Origin of the sequence: Micrococcus luteus (assembly GCF_014138885.1) — a bacterium.
GTDB classification, from domain to species: domain Bacteria; phylum Actinomycetota; class Actinomycetes; order Actinomycetales; family Micrococcaceae; genus Micrococcus; species Micrococcus luteus.
Genome location: NZ_JACJIK010000001.1, coordinates 1,485,378 through 1,506,453, shown reverse-complemented (window position 1 = coordinate 1,506,453; position 21,076 = coordinate 1,485,378). Strand labels below are relative to the sequence as shown.

Genomic DNA, 21,076 nt, shown 5'->3' with positions numbered 1-21,076 from the left:
CCCGCCCGTGGCTCCGCCGTTGTCCTGGAGGAGCGTCCACCACCCCGATCCACTGGAGGAACCCGTGGCCCCCACCGCCCAGGACCAGAGCGTCCACAACGTCGTGATCGTCGGATCCGGCCCCGCCGGATACACCGCGGCGATCTACACCGCCCGCGCCGACCTCTCCCCCGTCCTCGTGGCCGGGGCGGTGACCGCGGGCGGCGAGCTGATGAACACCACCGAGGTGGAGAACTTTCCGGGCTTCCCGGAGGGTGTGCAGGGGCCCGAGCTGATGGCGAACCTCGAGGCCCAGGCCCGCCGGTTCAACACGGAGGTGGTCTACGACGACGTCGTGCAGGCCGACCTGACGTCGAACCCCAAGGTGCTCACGCTCGGCGACGGCACCCAGCTGCGCACCCACGCGGTCATCCTCACGACCGGCTCCGCCTACCGGAAGCTCGGCGTTCCCGGCGAGGAGCGCCTCTCCGGCCACGGCGTCAGCTGGTGCGCCACGTGCGACGGCTTCTTCTTCCGCGAGCAGGAGATCGCGGTCGTGGGCGGCGGCGACTCCGCCATGGAGGAGGCCCTGTTCCTCACGAAGTTCGCGTCCAAGGTGACCGTGCTGGTCCGCAAGGACGAGCTGCGCGCCTCCAAGGTGATGGCCCACCGCGCCATGGAGAACGAGAAGATCGAGTTCCGCTGGAACACCGAGGTCACGGAGGTGACCGGTGACGACAAGGTCAACACCCTCCGCCTGCGGGACACCCGCACCGGCGAGGCGTCCACGCTGGACGTGACCGGCCTGTTCGTGGCCATCGGCCAGGACCCGCGCACGGACCTGGTGCAGGGCCAGGTGGAGCTCACGGAGCACGGCACGATCCGCATCGACCATCCGTCCTCGCGGACCTCCCAGCCGGGCGTCTTCGCCGCCGGCGACGTCACGGACCACACCTACCGCCAGGCCATCACCGCCGCCGGCTCGGGCTGCGTGGCCGCCCAGGACGTGGAGCACTACCTCGCGACCGTGGCCGACGTGGAGGAGGCCGCGCCGGCCGGCCCGGAGTCGGACGCGGTTCCGGCATGAGCCACTGACTCATCACCCCTGACCGAGCGTCATGAGTCATGTCGATAACACCCCTGTCCACCCCCGTCAGACACAGAACAACCCCCAGGAGGCTGCCATGAGCACCATCACCGTCACCGACGCCGACTTCGACCAGAAGGTCCTCCAGTCCGAGCTGCCCGTCCTCGTGGACTTCTGGGCCGAGTGGTGCGGCCCGTGCCGCATGCTCGGGCCCGTCCTGGAGGACATGGCCGTGGAGCACGAGGGCAAGGCCGTGATCGCCAAGCTCAACGTGGACGAGAACCCGGCCATCGCCGCGCGCTACGGCGTCACCTCCATCCCGCTCGTCGTGGGCTTCCAGAACGGCGAGAAGGTCGTCGAGTCCGTGGGCGCCAAGCCCAAGGCCGCGCTGGAGAAGGAGTTCTCGGCCCTGCTCGGCTGAGCCCCTCCCCCACTCACCACGACGGCCCCGCCACCCGAGAGGGTGGCGGGGCCGTCGCGCGTCGATCTTCAGGACAAGCGGCGGGTGCCCGTGGACGCCGTCCGCGGGAGGTCCGGATCAGGACTTCTTGCCCTTCCCCTTGCCGTCCTCGCCGTCCTGAATGAGGTCCATGATGCGGTTCAGGTCCTCCACGGTGGTGAAGTCGATGGCGATGCGGCCCTTGCGCGCGCCGAGGGTGATCTTTACGGCGGTGTCCAGGCGGCTGGTGAGCGCGGTGGCGTAGTGGTCCAGGCGCTCGTGGCGGGCGTCGTCCGTGCTGCGCCGCGGCGTGCGGCCCGGCCGGAGCCCGCCCTGCAGTTGCGCGACAGCCTCCTCCGTGGCCCGGACGGACAAGCCCTCCGACTGGATCCGCTGCGCCAGACGCTCCATGTCCGACGGGTCCGTGAGACCGAGCAGCGCACGCGCATGGCCGGCCGAGAGCGTGCCGGCGGCCACGCGACGCTGCACGAGGGGCGGCAGCTTGAGCAGCCGCAGCGTGTTGGAGATCTGCGGACGGGAGCGGCCGATGCGCTGGGAGAGCTCCTCCTGCGTGCAGGCGAAGTCCTCCATGAGCTGCTGGTAGGCGGCGGCCTCTTCGAGCGGGTTCAGCTGGGAGCGGTGCAGGTTCTCCAGCAGGGCGTCCCGCAGGAGGTCCTGGTCCGGGGTCTGGCGGACGATCGCCGGGATGGTGTCCAGACCCGCCTTCTGGGTGGCGCGCCACCGGCGCTCGCCCATGATCAGCTCGTAGGGGGTGGGGCCGTCCACCTCGCGCACGACGATCGGCTGCAGGATGCCGACCTCGCGGATCGAGGTGACCAGTTCCGCCATGTGGTCCTCGTCGAACACCTCACGCGGCTGCCGCGGGTTGGGGTGGATGTCCCCCACCGGGATCTCCCGCAGGACCGCGATGTCCGCGGACACGGTCCCCTCGGTCGCGACGGGGTCCGCGGTCGAGTCCGCCGGTTCCTTCCTCGACGACGTCGCGGAGGTGGCACGCTTGCTGGGCGCCTTCACCGTCGGCATGGCCGGACGCCCCTTGGTCGGCCGCGCCGCGGGTGCATCCTCGGAGTCTGCGGAGAAGAACACGTCGACGGGACGCTGCGCGGGTCGCGAGGCACGCTTCGACGAGGTGGGCCCTGCCTTCGTGGCGGACGTGGCGTTCCGGCCAGTCGCAGCCGTTGATTTCCCGGCCTGTGTCGTTCGGCCCGCGGTCTTCCGCTGCGAGGCCGACGGGGCGGGCTCGTTGGACTCCCCTGGCGTCTCGGTCGTCGCGGTGCTCCGCGTCGATGTCGTGGTTGCCTCCGCTGCCGCGGCAGCCTTCGGGCCGCTCTTCACCGGCACCGCAGAGTCCCTCGGGGAGGAGGCCTCGGCGTTCTCTTCCGGGGCTTCTACAGTGCTCTGGATCAGGGCGCCGAGGCCTCGCCCCAGGCCTCCTCGACGGCTCGTCTTCAACGGGTCCTCCTGCAGTGAGTGGGTCTGCGATCAGTGTAGGTGAGCGGCCTGGTCTCGATGGTCCCGGGCGGCGGGAAGACACTTCTCAAGGAGCTCTGGCCCTGACCGCCGGGGGGCGCGCGAGGGCCTGACACGTGCAAGGGGCGCGGCGAGGTTCGGGCCTCGGTTCTGGGGTGAGACGTCCGCATTGGGCCCGGATGGCAGGATGCGGGCGCGCGGACAGCACCTGCCGCGAGCGTGAGTGTTTCACGTGGAACACTCCGAGTGGGGGCGCTTCGGAAGGGTGCCGCTGCAATCCTCAAGACCTCCTCGTGTTCCCTCTCGAGGTTCACTCGTTTCACATGAAACGCGAGCCCGCGTCGACGAGCGGGCGGTATCAGAATCACGGTTGTTCAGTTTGTTTTTCATGTACTCCCGGGCCGATCAGCCCTCCGTGCGGACGGTACTCAGATCGCTGGCTACCCGCATGATGATGTGCTTCATCGGACGCGCAATGGCGGACCAGCAGCGAAGCACTCGTCCCACTTCCCCGCGGTGTGATGTGAACACTCGAATCGCCGAACGGATGAGCTCGGCCTGCTCGTCGCTTCGCCGTCAGTGCTTCCTCACACCCGCGCAGCTCACGAATTGAACGCTGCTTCACCATCCGCGTTTCACGTGAAACACGGACGAGTCTGTCATCCAAGTACGACATGAGTTCGGGTGGGCCACGTGCTCGCTCACCCGCAAGTCAGTGCCACATTCCTGCGCCATTCTCAGTCAGCTCGCTCCCGGCACGGATCGTGTGCTCCTTGGATCGCCTGGGATTGTGACCTCGCGGCACGGCGCTTTCACCCGAAGCTCGTTTCACGTGAAACGTATCGTTCGAAGATTCGACCGTGCGCTCATCCATGGAAGCTCGCCCACCAGCGGGTCGCACCCCGAGGCCGGCGTGCGCAGGGTCCTCTATATCTTGAGAGGTTCAGACTTGCCGCGTCGCTGATGGTACTGGTTCGATCTAGTGAGCCCCGATCACCGGTCGTTCAGTTTCACGTGAAACGGCTGGGAGGGAACGCCGGGTCGCGGGTCGCATGTCGGGGCAGCGAGCATCCACTTCCGCCGTTGACAGTACTGCTCGATGTGGTCGCCGATGTCACGGGCGGCAGTACAGTGACGCGGCCGGCGCTCCACCCCACCCACTGACTCCATCCGTCCTGTCAGCTGAGGCCGCCCATCAAAGTTTCAGGACCGCCTCGTGGGGAAACTGGGTCTTCAATGCCTCCATCCGCGTACAGCTGCGGTCAGGGATCGACGCTAGGTGAGCGCGGAACCACCGTGTTTCACGTGAAACCCCCGGCGACCGGCCGATTACTCGACGCCCTGGTTCCCACGTCGCTGCAAGACAGAACCACACGGCCCGCCCCATCCCGCACGGAGCCGCCGCGGGCTTCCCGGGGGGCCTCCACCGCAGTCACCATTCACACGCCGTCCCCGTGCCCAGTCGTCAGACGCAACAGGAGACTGAGCAGGGCTCATCAGCACCGCAGAGGCATCTACGGCCGCACACCCTAGACGTACACTGTCCACAGATGTTGTCCACATATCAACATCGACGTTCGCTGGTGACCACGTCATGACGCTTGTTGGCCAGCTCAACCACTTGTGTCTGTATACATTGGGGGCACACGACCGCGCTTCCTCACTGGAGGCTCTCTTTCTCCGCACACAGGAATGCACAGCCGAACTGACCTTCAGGCGCCCCCAATCGGCCCCTCCAACTCAGACGAATCACAGGAGACCACCTCGCCGCTCACGTGCCCTCTCGGACACGCTGACTGACAGACCGGCCGCGCACCCCCGCGACGGCACTCTGACTCGTGCTCCGCTCTGGCCCCCGATTCCCTGCACGTCACCGACGGCGAGGAGGTCTGACGTGGGGGGAGGGGGCACCCAGCCACGGCACCCGGCCTGCTCGACGGCTGCATTCTCGGGGCTGCCACGAGCCCGCCTGAGGGGCAGGGACGGGCCATGCCCTGCACGTCCGCACCAGCCGGCCAGGACGTTCCCTACGAACCGCGCAGCTCCCGAGGCGCACCTCAACGCACGGTGCACCGCCGGCCGGCCATCACAGCCGCGGTCCCGCTCCAGGGCAAAACCGTCCTCCCCGTGACTTCGTGCGTCGCCGCCCCTGCTACCCCCACGCCCGGCGACAGATGCGCCCCGCCCACAACGGAGCGGCAGAGGGCTCGGGCCAGGGGAGGAGAGGGGAGCGCGTCAGACGGAAGCGGTCTACCACGGGCACCCCTCCCCATCGTCCCGCCGCGGCGGCACCACGCTCGCACCCTCGGAGGGGGTCGTTTCACGTGAAACACGGTCATCCGCCATGCCCAGCGTTTCCGCTTGTCTTTTCACCCCCCATCTTCCGGGCCACGCTCACTCACGACGAAACCCGCCGGGGGACTGCTCCCTCCGGCGGGCTTACGTCGTCGTCAGCGGCACCACCCGGCGATCACCGCAGCGGACCGCCTGGGCGTCAGCCCTTCACGGCCGGGGCACCGCGGCCGGCGATCTCCGCGGCCGCCTCCCGATACGCCACGGCGCCCGCCGAGGCCGGGTCGTAGGTCAGCACCGTCTGCTGATAGCTGGGTGCCTCGGAGATGCGGACGTTGCGGGGGATCGCGGTGTTCAGCAGCTGCTCCGGGAAGTGCGTCCGGACCTCCTCCGCCACCTGCACGGCGAGGTTGGTCCGCGCGTCGAACATCGTCAGCAGGATGGTGCTCACCTGGAGACGCGGGTTCAGGTGCTTCTGGATCATCTGCACGTTCTTGAGCAGCTGGGAGAGGCCCTCGAGGGCGTAGTACTCGGCCTGGATCGGGATGAGCACCTCCTCGGCCGCCACGAACGCGTTGACCGTCAGCAGGCCCAGGGACGGCGGGCAGTCGATGAACACGTAGTCCAGCCGCTCCTGGCCGTCCTCCTCGCGCCAGGCGGTGTACGCCTCGAGCGCCCGCGACAGTCGCTGTTCGCGGGCCACCAGCGAGACCAGCTCGATCTCGGCACCGGCCAGGTCGATCGTCGCGGGCACCACCTGCAGGCCGTCCACGTCCGGGGCGTCCTGCACGACGTCCTGGATCTCCATCTCGCCCAGGAGCACGTCGTACACGGAGGCGACGTCTCCGGTGTGGGGGATGTTCAGCGCGGTGGACGCATTGCCCTGCGGGTCGATGTCCACCACCATCACCCGCATGCCCGCGCGGGCGAGGGCCGCGGCCAGGTTGACCGTCGTCGTCGTCTTGCCGACGCCGCCCTTCTGGTTGGACGTCGTGAACACGCGGGTGCGGTCGGGGCGCGTCAGACGGCGCCGCTGAAGCCGCGCGGGCTCCTCGGCGTCGGCGCCGCCCTTCTCGGCGGTCCGGCCGGTCCACTTCTGGCGCAGGGCCCTCCAGGCCCCACCCCGGCTCTCCTGCTCCTGCGCCATGCGGCTCTACCTCCTGGGTCGCGGGTGTGCGGATCTGCTGCCGCCCGGCCCGTCCCGTCCCGGTGGGGGAGGGGTCAGCGGGGACGCGCGCTGACGCGCACGACGGTGGTGGTCTCGGGCAGCAGGCCCTCGCCCACCGTGAGGATCTCGGGCTCGGCACCACCATACTTGCGCAGGACCTTGCGGGCGGCGGCGATCTCGTCGGCCGCGGAGCGGCCCTTGATGGCCAGCAGCTCCCCGGCGCCCTGCAGCATCGGCATGGTCAGCGGCACGAGGGTCTTCAGCGCGGACACGGCGCGGGCGGTCACGACGTCGACGTCGAGGTTCCCGGAGACCTGCTCGGCGCGGCCGCGGATCACGTCCACGTTCTCCAGGCCGAGGTCGGCGACCACCATGTCCAGCCACTCCACGCGCCGCTCGAGCGGCTCGATGAGCAGGAACTGGCAGTCGGGGCGCGCGAGCGCGAGGCACAGGCCGGGCAGGCCCGCACCGGAGCCGACGTCGGCCACGAGCGCACCCTGCGGGAGGAGCTCCTCGACCACGGCGCAGTTCAGGACGTGGCGCTCCCAGAGACGGGGCGCCTCGCGCGGACCGATCAGGCCCCACTCGATGCCGGTGTCCGCCAGGTGGGCCACGTACGCCTCGGCCCGGGGTAGGGCCTCGCCGAACAGCTCGACGGCGGCCGGCCGCAGCGCATCGGTCAGCGGCGGTGCCGGCTGTCCCACGGGTGCGGGACGGTCGCCCCGGTCCCGCGGATCCAGCCCGGGGCGCCGCTCGTAGGCCGAGCCCCGCTCAGTCATCGGCGGAGATGACCACGTGCCGGCGGGCGCCCTCGCCCTCCGACTCGGAGGTCAGGCCGGCGTCCGCGACGACGTCGTGGACGATCTTGCGCTCGTACGCGCCCATGGGCTCGAGGTGCACGGGACCCTCGCCGGCGCGGACGCGCTCGACGGCCGCCTGGGCGGCGGTGCGCAGGGCGACGTTGCGGCGCTCCCGGTGCCCGCAGACGTCCAGGATCAGCCGGGAGCGGTGCCCCGTGGCGGCGAGCACGGCCAGCCGGACGAGCTCCTGCAGGGCCTCCAGGGTGCGGCCGTCGGGGCCGACGAGGCCGTCCAGGCGCTCGTCGTGGTCCTCGGAGACGACGGACACGTACGTGCGCCCGTCGCGGACCTCGATGTCGATGTCCCCGTCCAGGTCCGCGATGTCGAGCAGCTCCTCGACGTAGTCCGCGGCGACGTCGCCCTCCTCCTCGAGGCGGCGCACCGCCTCCGAGACGGCGGCATCGTCCTGCTCCGCGACGCGAGAGCCCTGGCCCGCGGGGGTCTCGACGACGGCGTCCTCGGCCTCGGGGGCCGGGGTCACGTTCTCGGCGGACATGCTCACTTCCTCCTGCGGTTCTTGCGCTGGGGCTGGACGCGCTGACCCGACTGGCGGACGACCTCACCGTTCAGCACGGCACCGCCGCGGCCCGCCTGGGTGTGTGCGGACGAGGGCGTGGCCTCGGCGTTCGACACCTTCTGGCCCACGGGGGGCAGGCCCTTGGCGGCGCGGCGCTCGTTGAGCTCCTTCTCGGCGAGGGAGCCCGGGGTCGGGTTGTTGCGGATGATCCACCACTGCTGGCCGACGGCCCAGAAGTTGGAGTAGGTCCAGTACAGGAGCACGCCGATCGGGAAGTTGATGCCGCCGATGCCGAAGATCAGGGGCATGGCGTAGAGCATGACCTGCTGCGTCTGCATCATGGGCCCGGAGAGGGCCTGCTGCGTCATGTTCTTCGTCATGAGCATCTTCTGCATGAAGAACATCGAGCCCGACATCAGCAGGATCAGCACGATCGCCGTGACGATCACGGGCGTGCTGCCCGGCGCGCCGAGCGAGTTCATGAAGGTGTCCGACATGCGGGCGCCGAAGATCGTGGAGCCCTCGAAGGAGCGGATCTGGTCCGCGGACAGGGCGTCCATGGCTTCGCCGCGCTCGGCCGCGCCGCGGGCGCCGATCAGCACCTGGTACAGCGCGAAGAAGAACGGCATCTGGATCAGCAGCGGCAGGCAGGCGGCGAACGGGTTCGCCTTGTGCTCCTTCATGAGCGCCTGCTGCTCCATGGCCATGGCCTGGCGGGAGAGCTGGTCCTTCTTGCCCTTGTACTTGGCCTGCAGCTTCTGCAGCTCGGGCTGGATGGCCTGCATGGCGCGCTGCGCCTTGATCTGCTTGACGAACAGCGGGATCAGCAGGGTGCGGATGAGCACCACCAGCAGGAGGATGGACAGGGCCCACGTCCAGCCGGAGTCCGCGGGCAGGCCCGCGAACTCCAGGATGCTGTGGAACGCCCCGAGCAGCCAGGACATCAGCCAGCGGAACGGGGAGAGGATGGCTTCGAACATGGGGGTCAATCCTCCTGCGGGAGATCAGGTGGGATGGGAGGGTGGTTCAGGGCGAGGATGCGCGGCTGCCGGCCCGGCGGCCAGCGTCGGTGCCCGGGCGGGACCGGGTCCACGCCGCCGTCGTTCCAGGGATGGCACCGGCCGATGCGCCGCGCGGCGAGCCACGACCCCTTCACCGCGCCGTGCACGTGCACGGCCTCCAGCCCGTAGGCGGAGCAGCTGGGGAAGAACCGGCACACGGGTCCGTACAGCGGGGAGACCACGGCCCGATAGACCGTGAGCAGGCCCGCCAGCAGGGCGGACGGCAGCGCGCGCAGCGGCCCCCACTCACGGGAGGGCTCGAGCACGACGAAGGGCGAGGGCGTGACGGTCATCTACGCGTGCTCCGAGGCGGCGGGCAGGTGCGGCTTCAGGGCCTTGCCGAGCGCGCCGACGGTCTCGCGGCGCAGCAGCGCGTAGTCCGCCTCGGCGGCGGCCGGCAGCGCGCGGACCTGCACCAGAACCGGCAGGTCGCGCAGCGGGGGCAGGCGCATCTGATCCGCGACGACGGCGCGCAGCCGCCGCTTCACCCGGTTGCGGGTCACCGCGTTCCCCACGGCCTTGGACACGACGAACCCGGCCCGCGGCCGAGGGGCGCTCGGCGACGTGGACCGGGTCTGATCGGGGTCCGTGGCGACGCTCACCACGACGGTGCGCCGACCCGCGCGGGTGCCGGTGCGACCGAGGTGACGGAACTCCGCGGGCGTGCGGACGCGACGGTCACGGGGCAGCACGGGGCGCGCCGTCCCTGGACCGAGGTCCTCAGGCGGACAGCTCGGCGCGGTTCTTGCCGCGGCGAGCGGACAGGATGGCGCGGCCGGCGCGGGTGCGCATGCGGGCACGGAAGCCGTGCTTGCGGGCACGACGGCGGTTGTTGGGCTGGAACGTGCGCTTGGTCACTGTGATCTCTCCACGACGTGTTGTGTGCCTTCGACCGTCGACCTGAGCAGGTGGACCAGGGGGAAGGACCGGTGAGGCTCTGACATGAAATCCCCGGCGGGCACGATCAACCGACACCCGGGGGACCAGACAACTCTAGTGGCCGGGGTACGCAGGGGTCAAACGGGTGCGCGCGGATCCCGGACGCCCGTGGGCGCCCGGGGCGGTCGTCCACAGGATGATAGGGGTTGTCCACCGTCTGTGCACAACCCTGTGGACAACCGTTAGACTCCGAGCACCGTCGTCCGTCTCGCGCAGCCGCCCCCGTCCTCGGGGACGTCTGCCCCAGGAAAGGAAGCCTCCGTGGTGGCAGACCAGGCCGTGCTCAGCTCGTGGCGCTCCGTCGTGGGCTCCCTCGAGGACGACGCGCGGGTCAGCGCCCGCCTCATGGGCTTCGTCTACCTGGCCCAGCCGCAGGGCCTCATCGGCAACACGCTCCTGCTGGCCGTGCCGAACGAGACCACCCGCGAGACGCTCCAGGGCACCCAGGTGGCCGACGCCCTCACGGACGCCCTGACCCAGGAGTTCCGCGAGGAGATCCTGCTGGCCATCTCGATCGACGCGAACCTGCAGCCGCCGCGGACCCCCTCGTCCGAGGCCCGCCGCTCCTCCCTCGCGGGCGGACCGGCCGCCGCCGCGGTGCCGGACGTCGAGCTGCCCCCGGCTGCGACCGCCGCCACCTCCCGCCGCGCCGTCGCCGAGGAGCTGCCGGGCTTCCGCATCGAGCCGCCGGCCGACGTCGCGCCCGCTGCGACCGCGGCCCCGAGCGGGAACGGCAAGCCGACCCCCGCGCCGCCGTCGACGTCCGCGGAGACCAGCCGCCTCAACGACCGCTACCACTTCGAGACGTTCGTGATCGGCTCGTCCAACCGGTTCGCGCACGCCGCCGCGAACGCGGTGGCCGAGGCGCCGGCGAAGGCGTACAACCCGCTGTTCATCTACGGCGAGTCCGGCCTGGGCAAGACGCACCTGCTGCACGCGATCGGGCACTACGCCCGTCGCCTCTACCCGGGCCTGCGGGTGCGGTACGTGAACTCGGAGGAGTTCACCAACGACTTCATCAACTCCATCCGCCACGACGAGGGCGCCTCGTTCAAGCAGGTCTACCGCAACGTGGACATCCTGCTGATCGACGACATCCAGTTCCTGGCGGACAAGGAGGCGACGGTCGAGGAGTTCTTCCACACCTTCAACACGCTCTACAACAACAACAAGCAGGTGGTCATCACCTCGGACCTGCCGCCCAAGCAGCTCTCCGGGTTCGAGGACCGGCTGCGCTCCCGCTTCGAGTGGGGGCTGATCACGGACATCCAGCCGCCGGACCTCGAGACGCGCATCGCGATCCTCCGGAAGAAGGCGGAGGCCGAGGGGCTCGTGGCCCCGCCGGAGGCGCTGGAGTACATCGCCTCGCGCATCTCCACGAACATCCGCGAGCTCGAGGGCGCGCTGATCCGCGTGACCGCGTTCGCCTCGCTCAACCGGCAGACCGTGGACATCGAGCTGGCCGAGCATGTGCTCAAGGACCTGATCACGGACGAGACGGCGCACGAGATCACCCCGGAGCTGATCCTGCACGCCACGGGGGAGTACTTCAATCTCACCCTCGAGGAGCTGACCAGCAAGTCCCGCACCCGCACGCTGGTGACGGCGCGGCAGATCGCCATGTACCTGCTGCGCGAGCTGACCGAGATGTCCCTGCCCAAGATCGGCCAGGTCCTGGGCGGCCGCGACCACACCACCGTCATCCACGCGGACCGCAAGATCCGCGAGCTGATGGCCGAGCGGCGGACGATCTACAACCAGGTCACCGAGCTCACCAACGAGATCAAGCGGAAGCAGCGCGGCGCCTGAGCCACCCGCTGTCCCACCCTCGAGTCCCGGTTCGAACCTTCGACCGGGACTCGAGCCTTCTTCCACATTGTCCACCGGTGTGGACAACTCTGTGGAGAACCCCCGGTGCTGTGGACAACCTCCGCCCCTGTGGATGGCGGAATCAGGCCGCTCACGCCGCGTCCACACCCCTGGGGACGGCGACGGCGCACAGGCTGATGAATCACACGGATGTCATTCGGTGGCCCACACGTATCCACAGGTCTCCACAGCCGAAAACCGCATGATCTCGCGGATTTCGACGGGTGTGGACGCACCCTGTGGACAGGAATGTGGACAACTGGGGGGTGGATCCGGGGATGAGTCTGGACAACTCCGGTCGGGCCTGTGCAGAGCGGGGGGAGGGCCTCCGAGTCTCGTCCACATCGGATGCACACCCCGAACGAGCGGGCGTCCACACGGTTCCCCCAACCGGATCCGCATGTCGGCGCGGCAGAACCGCGTTCTCCACAGGATCCACACCCGCTACCACTCCTTCTGATCCCTCTGGAGAGATCCCGCCAAGCAACATCATCTCCGCCGCCCCGCACCGAGCTGAGCGCCTCGAGGGCCCGGGCTGCGCCCGTGCGCTCGGAATCCGTGGGATCACACCACTGTCATTCGTGGGCGACCTGACACCCACCGCGCGGACCGCCTATGCTGAGGCCCGCGTGTCGCCGTTCCCCCCGGGCCCGCAACCCCCGTCATCACCCCCAGAGAGGCAGTGCAGCTCGTGAAGTTCACCGTCGAACGCGACATCCTCACCGACGCCGTCTCCTGGGCCGCACGCTCCCTGTCCCCGCGCCCGCCGGTGCCGGTGCTCTCGGGCCTGCTGATCACGGCCGAGGCCGGCGTCGTGTCCATCGCGAGCTTCGACTACGAGACCTCCGCGCGCCTGGAGATCGAGGCCGACGTCGAGACCGCGGGCCAGGTGCTCGTCTCCGGCCGCCTGCTGAACGACATCGTCCGCTCCCTGCCGCAGGCCCAGGTCACGGTGGAGCTCGACGGCGGCAAGGTGCTCGTCACCTGCCGCTCCTCCCGCTTCGCCCTGGCCACGATGCCCGTGGGCGACTACCCGGCCCTGCCCGAGCTGCCGGCCCCCGCGGGCACCGTGGACGGCGCCGCGTTCGCCCACGCCGTCGCCCAGGTCACCGTCGCCGCCTCCAAGGACGACACCCTGCCGATCCTCACCGCCGTGAAGGTGGAGATCGAGGGCGACACCATGACCTTCCTGGCCACGGACCGCTACCGGCTGGCCATGAAGGAGATCCGCTGGACCCCGGCGGACCCGTCCCTCTCGACGTCGCTGCTCATCAAGGCGCGCACGCTCACCGAGGTCGCCAAGTCCCTCGGCTCCGGCGGCGACCTGGAGATCCTGCTCGGTCAGACCGCCGACCTCGTGGGCTTCGCCTCCGGCGGCCGTCGCACCACCTCCGTGCTCGTGGACGGCGAGTACCCCAAGATCCGCTCGCTCTTCCCCGAGTCCAGCCCCATCCAGGCCGTGGTGGACACCGCCGCCCTGGTCGAGGCGTCCCGCCGCGTGGCCCTCGTCGCCGAGCGCAACACCGCCCTGCGCATGGTGTTCACGGACGGCCAGGTCACCCTGGACGCCGGCACCGGCGACGACGCGAGCGCCAACGAGTCCGTGCCGTGCACGCTCGAGGGCGAGGACATCACCGTGGCGTTCAACCCGTCCTACCTCTCCGAGGGCCTGGCCGTGGTGGACCAGCCGCAGGTGCGCTTCGCGTTCACGTCCGCGCCCAAGCCCGCCCTGCTCACCGGCGTGAACCAGGAGGACGGCGTCGTCTCCGACTACCGCTACCTCGTGATGCCGGTGCGCATCGCCTGACGCAGGGGGCTGGACGCTCCCGTGTACCTGTCCCACCTCACCGTCGCGGACTTCCGGTCCTACCGCTGGGCCGACCTGGAGCTGACGCCGGGGTCCACGGTGCTGCTCGGGGCCAACGGGGTGGGCAAGACCAACCTCGTGGAGGCGATCGGCTACCTCGGCGCCCAGCAGTCCCACCGGGTCAGCTCGGACGCGCAGCTCGTGCGCTTCGGCCGGGACCGGGCCCGGATCGCCGGGCGCGTGCACCGCGGGTCCCGCACCGTCGCCCTCGAGCTGGAGATCCTGCCGGGCCGGTCCAACCGGGTGGCCATCAACCGCGGCGCCCCCGTGCGGGCGAAGGAGGGCCTCGGGATCCTGCGCACCGTGGTCTTCGCCCCGGAGGACCTGAGCCTCGTGACGGGGGAGCCCGGTGGCCGTCGTCGTCTCCTCGACCAGCTCATGGTGCAGCTGCGTCCGGCCCTCGGTGAGGCCGCCGCCGACTACGAACGCGTGCTGCGCCAGCGCAACGCCCTGCTCAAGTCGAGCCGCGGCTCTCGCCGCTGGGGCCCCGAGGAGGACGCGACCCTCGCCGTCTGGGACGAGCACCTCTGCGCCGCCGGCGCCCGCCTGCTCCACGGCCGCCTGCACGTGCTGCGCCTGCTGGCCCGCCCCCTCCAGGAGATGTACGCGGCGCTGACCAACGGCTCCAAGGCCGCGGCCTACGCCTACGAGTCCACCGTCCCGCTGGCCCGTGGCACCCACGCGGAGGTCCCGGCCGTGGCGGACCTGGCCGCGGACATGCACCGGACGCTCGAGGCCCAACGGGAGGAGGAGCGGGCGCGGGCGCTCACCCTGGTGGGCCCGCACCGGGACGAGCTCGCCCTCTTCCTGGGCCCGGCGCCCGCGCGCGGCTACGCCTCCCACGGGGAGACGTGGTCGCTGGCGCTCGCCCTGCGCATGGCGGCCTACGACGTGCTCGTGGCCGACGACCCGGACCCCGACGCCCGCCCCGTCCTGATCCTGGACGACGTGTTCGCGGAGCTCGACGCCGCCCGTCGCCGCCGCCTCGCCGCGCTCGTGCACCGGGCCGAGCAGGTGATCGTCACGGCCGCCGCGCTCGAGGACGTCCCCGAGGAGCTCACGGCCCACCGCGTGCTCATCCGCCAGGACGCGGAGGGCTCCGAGGCCGTGACCGCCGCGGCCCCCGTGGAGGGGGACATCCGCGAGCCCCGGCGCGAGGGCGGCGCCGATGGCTGAGACCCCCGCCCCGTTCGAGCCGGACCGGCCGGACCTGGCGCTCGTGCAGCTGCGCCGGGTCCGCGAGGCCGCCCGGGAGCGGGGCGAGGCGCCGCTGCGGGCGCGGGGGACGGGCGCGGGCCTGGCCGGGGCCATGGCGGGCACGACGTCGGCCGGCCGGGAGCGGCAGGACCGTCGGCGCCCGTTCGGGGGTGCGGACCGGGACCCGGCCACGGTGTCCACCGTGTTCGGCCGGCTCATCCGCGACCGTGGCTGGTCCACCCCCGTGGCGGTCGGCTCCGTGCTCACCCGCTGGGCCGAGCTGGTGGGGCCGGAGATCGCGCTGCACTGCCGCCCGGAGAGCTTCGAGGACTCCGTGGTGCGGGTCCGGACGAGCTCCACCGCGTGGGCCACGCAGCTGCGCCTGATGAGCCCCGTGCTCCTGCAACGCTTCGACGAGGCGCTCGGGCCCGGCGTCGTGACCCGCATCGACGTGGCGGGCCCGCAGGCCCCGAGCTGGCGCAAGGGGCCGCGCACCGTGCGCGGCGGCCGCGGGCCGCGCGACACCTACGGCTGAGTCCGGGGCCGCCCCCCGCGGCGCACGACGACGTGCCGGACGCGGCGAGGCCATGGGCGCCGCTCTGGCGCGCTCACAGGGTCGGTGACGGCCCGGGAGGCATGGGCGGTCTCCTGCGCACGTCCTGAGCCGTGTCCCTGGCCGCTGAGCGGGTGTTCTCCCCCGGCGGACCCCCGTCGATGCGGGCCCTCGGGGTGTCAGGCGGTACACTGGGACCAGTGAGAGGGGGCCGGCCGTCGTCCGTCCCCCACCCCCGTGGATCTGCGGGAGCGTGTCGCGTGCCGGTTATGTCCGGGCGGCGTCGCGCGCCTGCGCGCGGGTCGACCCTGCCGCCGACGTCCGAGGAAGTGAGCCACCCGTGGTTGACGCCATGCCCGAGAACCCCGCGGAGGAGCCGACCGCCGCGTCGGCCGCGCCGAACCCGGAGGCCGTGCCGGACGCCGTCGGGCAGCCCGAGGCCCCGGTGAAGGACCGGAAGGTGCCCGGTGAGTACGGCGCCAGCGCCATCACCGTGCTCGAGGGCCTCGAGGCCGTCCGCAAGCGCCCCGGCATGTACATCGGCTCCACCGGCCCGCGGGGCCTGCATCACCTCGTGTACGAGGTCGTGGACAACTCCGTGGACGAGGCGCTGGCCGGCTACGCCACCGGCATCGACGTCACGCTGCAGGCCGACGGCGGCGTGCGCGTGGCGGACGACGGCCGCGGCATCCCCGTGGACCTGCACCCCACCGAGGGGAGGCCGACCGTCGAGGTCGTCATGACGATCCTGCACGCCGGCGGCAAGTTCGGCGGCGGCGGCTACGCCGTCTCGGGCGGCCTGCACGGCGTGGGCATCTCCGTGGTCAACGCGCTCTCCCGCCGCGTGGACACCGAGGTCCGCCGTCAGGGGCACGTGTGGCGCATGTCCTTCGCGGACGGCGGCGTGCCCCAGGGCGAGCTGGTGAAGGGGGAGGCCACGGACGCCACGGGCACCGTGCAGACGTTCTACCCGGACCCGGAGATCTTCGACTCGATCGAGTTCGACTACGAGACCCTGCGTGCCCGCTTCCAGCAGATGGCCTTCCTCAACAGGGGCCTGCGCATCACCCTCACGGACGAGCGCGTCCAGGAGTCCAACGAGGTCGTCGACGACGAGATCGCGGGCGAGGGCGCCGCCGGTGAGGACGTCGCGGAGAACGGCCTGGCGGAGGAGGCGGAGCAGGAGCCCCAGCGCCGCTCCGTCACCTACCTGTACGAGAACGGCCTGCTCGACTACGTCCAGCACCTCAACTCCGCCAAGAAGGTCGAGTACGTCCACGACGACGTCATCGCCTTCGAGGCCGAGGACGTCTCGGACGGTCGCTCCATGGCCGTCGAGGTGGCCATGCAGTGGACCTCCGCCTACTCCGAGTCCGTGCACACCTACGCGAACACGATCAACACCCACGAGGGCGGCACCCACGAGGAGGGCTTCCGCGCCGCGCTGACCTCCCTGGTCAACCGCTACGCGCGGGAGAAGGAGATCCTCAAGCCCAAGGAGGACAACCTCACGGGCGAGGACATCCGCGAGGGCCTGACCGCCGTGATCTCCGTGAAGCTCTCCGAGCCGCAGTTCGAGGGCCAGACCAAGACCAAGCTCGGCAACTCCGAGGCCCGCGGGTTCGTGTCCAAGGCGGTCACGGACCACCTCGGCGACTGGTTCGAGCGCAATCCGGGCCCGGCCAAGGAGATCATCCGCAAGGCCATCATGGCCTCGCACGCCCGCCTGGCCGCCCGCAAGGCCCGGGACAACGCGCGCCGCAAGTCCCCGCTGGAGTCCTTCGGCATGCCCGGCAAGCTGGCCGACTGCTCCTCGAAGGACCCCGAGCGCTGCGAGGTGTACATCGTGGAGGGCGACTCCGCCGGCGGCTCGGCCAAGCAGGGCCGCAACCCGGAGACGCAGGCCATCCTGCCGCTGCGCGGCAAGATCCTGAACGTGGAGCGCGCCCGCCTGGACAAGGCCCTCGGCAACGCCGAGATCCAGTCGATGATCACGGCGTTCGGCACCAACATCGGCGAGGAGTTCGACATCTCCAAGCTGCGGTACCACAAGATCGTGCTCATGGCGGACGCGGACGTGGACGGCCAGCACATCACCACGCTGCTGCTGACCGTGCTGTTCCGGTACATGCGCCCGCTCATCGAGGCCGGCCACGTGTTCCTCGCGCAGCCGCCGCTGTACCGCATCAAGTGGTCCAACGCCCCGCACGACTACGTGTTCTCGGACGAGGAGCGCGACGCCGCCGTCGAGGCCGGCCTGGCCAAGGGCTGGCGCTACCCCAAGGACAACGGCGTGCAGCGCTACAAGGGCCTGGGCGAGATGAACTACCAGGAGCTCTGGGACACCACCATGGATCCGGAGCACCGCACCCTGCTGCAGGTGACCATGGAGGACGCCGCCGCCGCGGACGCCGTCTTCTCCATGCTCATGGGCGAGGACGTGGAGTCCCGCCGCACCTTCATCCAGCAGAACGCCAAGGACATCCGCTTCCTGGACGTCTGAGCCGGACCCGCAGACCTGCCTGAGCCGACCACCCTCCCCGCCGTCGCGGGGAGCACGAGAGGACCCGCGTGAGCGACGAGACCACCCCCCAGACCCCGGACGAGCCCGTCGAGGGCGCCCCGACCCCGCAGACCGGCCTGGACATCGAGGTGGAGCACTACGTGCTCCCCGAGGGCGCCGCCGACAAGGTCGAGCCCGTCGACCTCGAGTCGGAGATGAAGCGCTCGTACCTGGACTACGCGATGGCCGTGATCGTCGGCCGCGCGCTGCCGGACGTGCGCGACGGCCTCAAGCCCGTGCACCGTCGCGTGCTCTACGCGATGTACGACGGCGGCTACCGCCCGGACCGCGCGTTCAACAAGTCCGCCCGCGTGGTGGGCGACGTGATGGGCAACTACCACCCGCACGGCGACACCGCGATCTACGACGCCCTCGTGCGCCTCATCCAGGACTGGGTCCAGCGCTACCCGCTGGCGCTCGGCCAGGGCAACTTCGGCTCCCCGGGCAACGACGGCGCGGCCGCCCAGCGCTACACCGAGACCAAGATGGCCCCGCTGGCCATGGAGATGGTCCGGGACATCGACGAGGACACCGTCGACATGCAGGACAACTACGACGGCAAGCAGCAGGAGCCCGTCGTCCTGCCCGCCCGGTACCCGAACCTGCTGGTCAACGGCTCCTCGGGCATCGCCGTCGGCATGGCCACGAACATCCCGCCGCACAACATGCGCGAGGTGGCCGCGGGCGTGCAGTGGTACCTCGAGCACCCCGAGGCCACCCGCGAGGAGCTGCTCGAGGCGCTCCTGGCCCGCGTGCACGGCCCCGACTTCCCCACGGGCGCCCAGATCCTGGGCCGCAAGGGCATCGAGGAGGTCTACCGGACCGGCCGCGGCCCCATCACCATGCGCGCCGTGGTCAACGTGGAGGAGATCCAGGGCCGCACGTGCCTCGTGGTCACCGAGCTGCCCTACATGACCAACCCGGACAACCTGGCCGCGAAGATCGCGGAGATGGTGCGGGACGGCAAGATCAGCGGCATCGCGGACATGCGCGACGAGACCTCCGGCCGCACCGGCCAGCGCCTGGTGATCGTGCTCAAGCGCGACGCCGTCGCCAAGGTGGTGCTGAACAACCTCTACAAGCACACCGAGCTGCAGTCGAACTTCTCGGCCAACATGCTCGCGCTCGTGGACGGCGTGCCGCGCACCCTGTCCCTGGACGGCTTCGTGCACCACTGGGTGAAGCACCAGATCGACGTGATCGTGCGCCGCACCGCGTTCCGCAAGCGCAAGGCCGAGGAGCGCGCGCACATCCTGCGCGGTCTGCTCAAGGCCCTGGACATGCTGGACGAGGTCATCGCGACCATCCGCCGCTCGGCCTCGGCGGACGTGGCCCGCGAGGCCCTCAAGGAGCTCCTGGACATCGACGACGTCCAGGCCCAGGCCATCCTGCAGATGCAGCTGCGCCAGCTCGCCGCCCTGGAGTCCCGGAAGATCCAGGACGAGTACGACGACCTCATGGCGAAGATCGCCGAGTACAACCGGATCCTGGAGTCCCCGCAGCGTCAGCGCGAGGTCATCTCCGAGGAGCTCGCCGAGATCGTGGCCAAGCACGGCGACGACCGCCGCACCGAGATCATGGCCGGCTTCGACGGCGACATGTCCATCGAGGACCTGATCCCCGAGGAGGAGATGGTCGTCTCCATCACCCGCGGCGGCTACGTCAAGCGCACCCGGATCGACCAGTACCGGTCCCAGGCGCGCGGCGGCAAGGGCGTGCGCGGGGCGACGCTGCGCGGCGACGACGTCGTCGAGCACTTCCTCACCGTGTCCACGCACCACTGGCTGCTGTTCTTCACGAACTTCGGCCGCGTGTACCGCATCAAGACGTACGAGCTGCTCGAGGCCGGCCGCGACGCGAAGGGCCAGCACGTGGCCAACCTGCTCGCGTTCCAGCCGGACGAGCGGATCGCCCAGATCCAGCCGCTCGTGGACTACGGCCGGGCCCCGTACCTCGTGCTCGCCACGCGCGGCGGCCTCGTGAAGAAGACGCCGCTGCTGGACTACGACACGAACCGCACCGCCGGCCTGATCGCGATCAAGCTGCGCGAGGGGGACGAGCTGGTCTCGGCCCGCGTGGTCTCACCCGACGACGACCTCATCCTGATCTCGCACAAGGGCCAGTCCCTGCGGTTCACCGCCACGGACGAGGCGCTGCGTCCCATGGGCCGTGCGACCTCGGGCGTGACCGGCATGAAGTTCCGCGACGACGACTCCCTGCTGACGATGGACGTGGTGGAGGAGGACGGCTACGTCTTCACCGTCACGGACGGCGGCTTCGCCAAGCGCACCCACGTGGACGAGTACCGCCTGCAGAACCGCGGCGGCCTCGGCATCAAGGTCGCCAAGCTCGTGGACGACCGCGGCGAGCTCGCCGGCGGTCTCGTGGTGCGCGAGGACCAGGAGGTCCTCGTGGTGATGGCCTCGGGCAAGGTGGTGCGCTCCGCCGTCGCCGGCGTGCCGGCCAAGGGCCGCGACACGATGGGCGTGATCTTCGCCAAGCCGGACAAGCGGGACCGGATCGTCGCCGTCACCCTGAACAATGAGCAGGAGATGGAGGCGAAGGCGGACGCCGAGGCCGAGGCGGGGCCGGATGTACCCTTGGACGCAGACATCGACCCGACCGACCCCGTAGCCGCACCGGAGGACGCCCTGACGCAGGACGCCGGTGAGGGTGCAGACGGAGGAGAGCAGTGAGCACGTCCGCGTCGTCGCGTCCCGGCCAGGGGCGGAGCACCGGGAAGGCCGCCGAGCCGCGGTCCGGCCGCCCGGTGCGCAAGGCCAGCGGGTCCTCGCAGGAGGACCTGGTCCGCGCCGTCCCGAAGGCCAAGGTGCGCCGCGCCCGCCTGGTCCTGACCCGGGTGGACCCGTGGTCCGTGCTGAAGCTGGCGTTCCTGCTCTCGGTGGCGCTGGGCATCCTCACGGTGGTGGCGGCGGTGGCGCTGTACTCGCTGTCCGACGTCCTCGGGATCTTCGACAGGGTCAACGACGTGATCGGCACCGTGCTCGGCTCCGAGGCCGGGCGCTACACCGTGGCGTCCCTGGCCCCGCTGAGCACCGTGACCTCGCTGGCCACCGTGCTGGCCGTGGTCAACGTCATCCTGCTGACCGCCCTGGCCACCGTGGCCGCGCTGCTCTACAACCTCTGCGCGAGCCTCGTGGGCGGCCTCGGCGTCACGCTGACGGACGACTGAG

17 protein-coding genes are annotated in these 21,076 nt (G+C 70.7%); 9 read left to right on the top strand and 8 right to left on the bottom strand.

Annotation, left to right across the window (positions count from 1 at the left end; translation table 11 throughout):
- Positions 1–64: 64 nt before the first annotated feature.
- Together trxB and trxA are read left to right on the top strand one after the other, a co-directional pair.
- Positions 65–1,066, top strand: coding sequence for a thioredoxin-disulfide reductase (gene trxB / locus HDA34_RS06910; protein WP_036337321.1), 1,002 nt, complete (start codon positions 65–67; stop codon positions 1,064–1,066).
- A gap of 31 nt (positions 1,067–1,097) precedes the next feature.
- Positions 1,098–1,487 carry a thioredoxin gene (gene trxA / locus HDA34_RS06905; protein ID WP_002857810.1) on the top strand — a complete coding sequence of 130 codons (390 nt, stop codon included), beginning with the start codon at positions 1,098–1,100 and terminating at the stop codon, positions 1,485–1,487.
- Positions 1,488–1,604: 117 nt separating this feature from the next.
- Here the strand turns inward: trxA and HDA34_RS06900 are convergent, their stop codons facing one another.
- The 8 genes from HDA34_RS06900 to rpmH all read right to left on the bottom strand — a co-directional run bounded on the left by HDA34_RS06900 (position 1,605) and on the right by rpmH (position 9,752).
- Positions 1,605–2,978, bottom strand: a complete 1,374-nt coding sequence (locus HDA34_RS06900) for a ParB/RepB/Spo0J family partition protein (protein ID WP_081097781.1) — start codon at positions 2,976–2,978, stop codon at positions 1,605–1,607.
- Positions 2,979–5,490: 2,512 nt separating this feature from the next.
- Positions 5,491–6,435, bottom strand: a complete 945-nt coding sequence (locus tag HDA34_RS06895; protein WP_049145027.1) for a ParA family protein — start codon at positions 6,433–6,435, stop codon at positions 5,491–5,493.
- Between the two features lie 74 nt (positions 6,436–6,509).
- A complete protein-coding gene (gene rsmG, locus HDA34_RS06890) occupies positions 6,510–7,235 on the bottom strand; it encodes a 16S rRNA (guanine(527)-N(7))-methyltransferase RsmG (protein ID WP_095353493.1) in 726 nt (241 codons plus the stop codon).
- On the bottom strand, positions 7,228–7,812 hold the full coding sequence (locus HDA34_RS06885) for a Jag family protein (RefSeq protein WP_049145024.1): 585 nt from the start codon (positions 7,810–7,812) through the stop codon (positions 7,228–7,230). The genes rsmG and HDA34_RS06885 overlap by 8 nt, the downstream gene beginning before the upstream one ends.
- A 2-nt stretch (positions 7,813–7,814) precedes the next feature.
- On the bottom strand, positions 7,815–8,813 hold the full coding sequence (gene yidC, locus HDA34_RS06880; protein ID WP_102708250.1) for a membrane protein insertase YidC: 999 nt from the start codon (positions 8,811–8,813) through the stop codon (positions 7,815–7,817).
- A gap of 5 nt (positions 8,814–8,818) precedes the next feature.
- On the bottom strand, positions 8,819–9,187 hold the full coding sequence (gene yidD / locus HDA34_RS06875) for a membrane protein insertion efficiency factor YidD (RefSeq protein ID WP_002856440.1): 369 nt from the start codon (positions 9,185–9,187) through the stop codon (positions 8,819–8,821).
- Positions 9,188–9,586 carry a ribonuclease P protein component gene (gene rnpA, locus HDA34_RS06870; protein ID WP_002856442.1) on the bottom strand — a complete coding sequence of 133 codons (399 nt, stop codon included), beginning with the start codon at positions 9,584–9,586 and terminating at the stop codon, positions 9,188–9,190.
- A gap of 28 nt (positions 9,587–9,614) precedes the next feature.
- Positions 9,615–9,752 carry a 50S ribosomal protein L34 gene (gene rpmH, locus HDA34_RS06865; RefSeq protein WP_002856443.1) on the bottom strand — a complete coding sequence of 46 codons (138 nt, stop codon included), beginning with the start codon at positions 9,750–9,752 and terminating at the stop codon, positions 9,615–9,617.
- A gap of 342 nt (positions 9,753–10,094) precedes the next feature.
- Between rpmH and dnaA the strand changes: the two genes are divergently transcribed.
- From dnaA to HDA34_RS06830, 7 genes are all read left to right on the top strand, one after another.
- Positions 10,095–11,642, top strand: coding sequence for a chromosomal replication initiator protein DnaA (gene dnaA, locus HDA34_RS06860; RefSeq protein WP_134377488.1), 1,548 nt, complete (start codon positions 10,095–10,097; stop codon positions 11,640–11,642).
- Between the two features lie 751 nt (positions 11,643–12,393).
- Positions 12,394–13,509 carry a DNA polymerase III subunit beta gene (gene dnaN, locus HDA34_RS06855; RefSeq protein ID WP_002856446.1) on the top strand — a complete coding sequence of 372 codons (1,116 nt, stop codon included), beginning with the start codon at positions 12,394–12,396 and terminating at the stop codon, positions 13,507–13,509.
- Positions 13,510–13,530: 21 nt separating this feature from the next.
- Positions 13,531–14,745 (top strand): DNA replication/repair protein RecF, encoded by a 1,215-nt coding sequence (gene recF, locus HDA34_RS06850; protein WP_134377489.1) that lies wholly within the window; start codon positions 13,531–13,533, stop codon positions 14,743–14,745.
- The gene (locus HDA34_RS06845) at positions 14,738–15,301 is read left to right on the top strand and encodes a DciA family protein (protein WP_002856448.1); all 564 of its coding nucleotides are present in this window, start codon (positions 14,738–14,740) and stop codon (positions 15,299–15,301) included. The genes recF and HDA34_RS06845 overlap by 8 nt, the downstream gene beginning before the upstream one ends.
- Positions 15,302–15,671: 370 nt before the next feature.
- Positions 15,672–17,822, top strand: a complete 2,151-nt coding sequence (gene gyrB, locus HDA34_RS06840) for a DNA topoisomerase (ATP-hydrolyzing) subunit B (RefSeq protein ID WP_176726068.1) — start codon at positions 15,672–15,674, stop codon at positions 17,820–17,822.
- Positions 17,823–17,890: 68 nt separating this feature from the next.
- Positions 17,891–20,578 (top strand): DNA gyrase subunit A, encoded by a 2,688-nt coding sequence (gene gyrA / locus HDA34_RS06835; RefSeq protein ID WP_134377491.1) that lies wholly within the window; start codon positions 17,891–17,893, stop codon positions 20,576–20,578.
- On the top strand, positions 20,575–21,075 hold the full coding sequence (locus tag HDA34_RS06830) for a DUF3566 domain-containing protein (RefSeq protein WP_010079768.1): 501 nt from the start codon (positions 20,575–20,577) through the stop codon (positions 21,073–21,075). The genes gyrA and HDA34_RS06830 overlap by 4 nt, the downstream gene beginning before the upstream one ends.
- Position 21,076 lies beyond the last annotated feature (1 nt).

What these genes read in the sequence shown, in the direction of transcription:
- trxA (WP_002857810.1), top strand. Translation starts at nt 1,098, where the DNA reads ATGAGTCATGTCGATAACACCCCTGTCCACCCCCGTCAGACACAGAAC.
- HDA34_RS06895 (WP_049145027.1), bottom strand. Translation starts at nt 6,435, where the DNA reads ATGGCGCAGGAGCAGGAGAGCCGGGGTGGGGCCTGGAGGGCCCTGCGC.
- rsmG (WP_095353493.1), bottom strand. Translation starts at nt 7,235, where the DNA reads ATGACTGAGCGGGGCTCGGCCTACGAGCGGCGCCCCGGGCTGGATCCG.
- HDA34_RS06885 (WP_049145024.1), bottom strand. Translation starts at nt 7,812, where the DNA reads ATGTCCGCCGAGAACGTGACCCCGGCCCCCGAGGCCGAGGACGCCGTC.
- yidC (WP_102708250.1), bottom strand. Translation starts at nt 8,813, where the DNA reads ATGTTCGAAGCCATCCTCTCCCCGTTCCGCTGGCTGATGTCCTGGCTG.
- yidD (WP_002856440.1), bottom strand. Translation starts at nt 9,187, where the DNA reads ATGACCGTCACGCCCTCGCCCTTCGTCGTGCTCGAGCCCTCCCGTGAG.
- HDA34_RS06845 (WP_002856448.1), top strand. Translation starts at nt 14,738, where the DNA reads ATGGCTGAGACCCCCGCCCCGTTCGAGCCGGACCGGCCGGACCTGGCG.
- gyrB (WP_176726068.1), top strand. Translation starts at nt 15,672, where the DNA reads ATGCCCGAGAACCCCGCGGAGGAGCCGACCGCCGCGTCGGCCGCGCCG.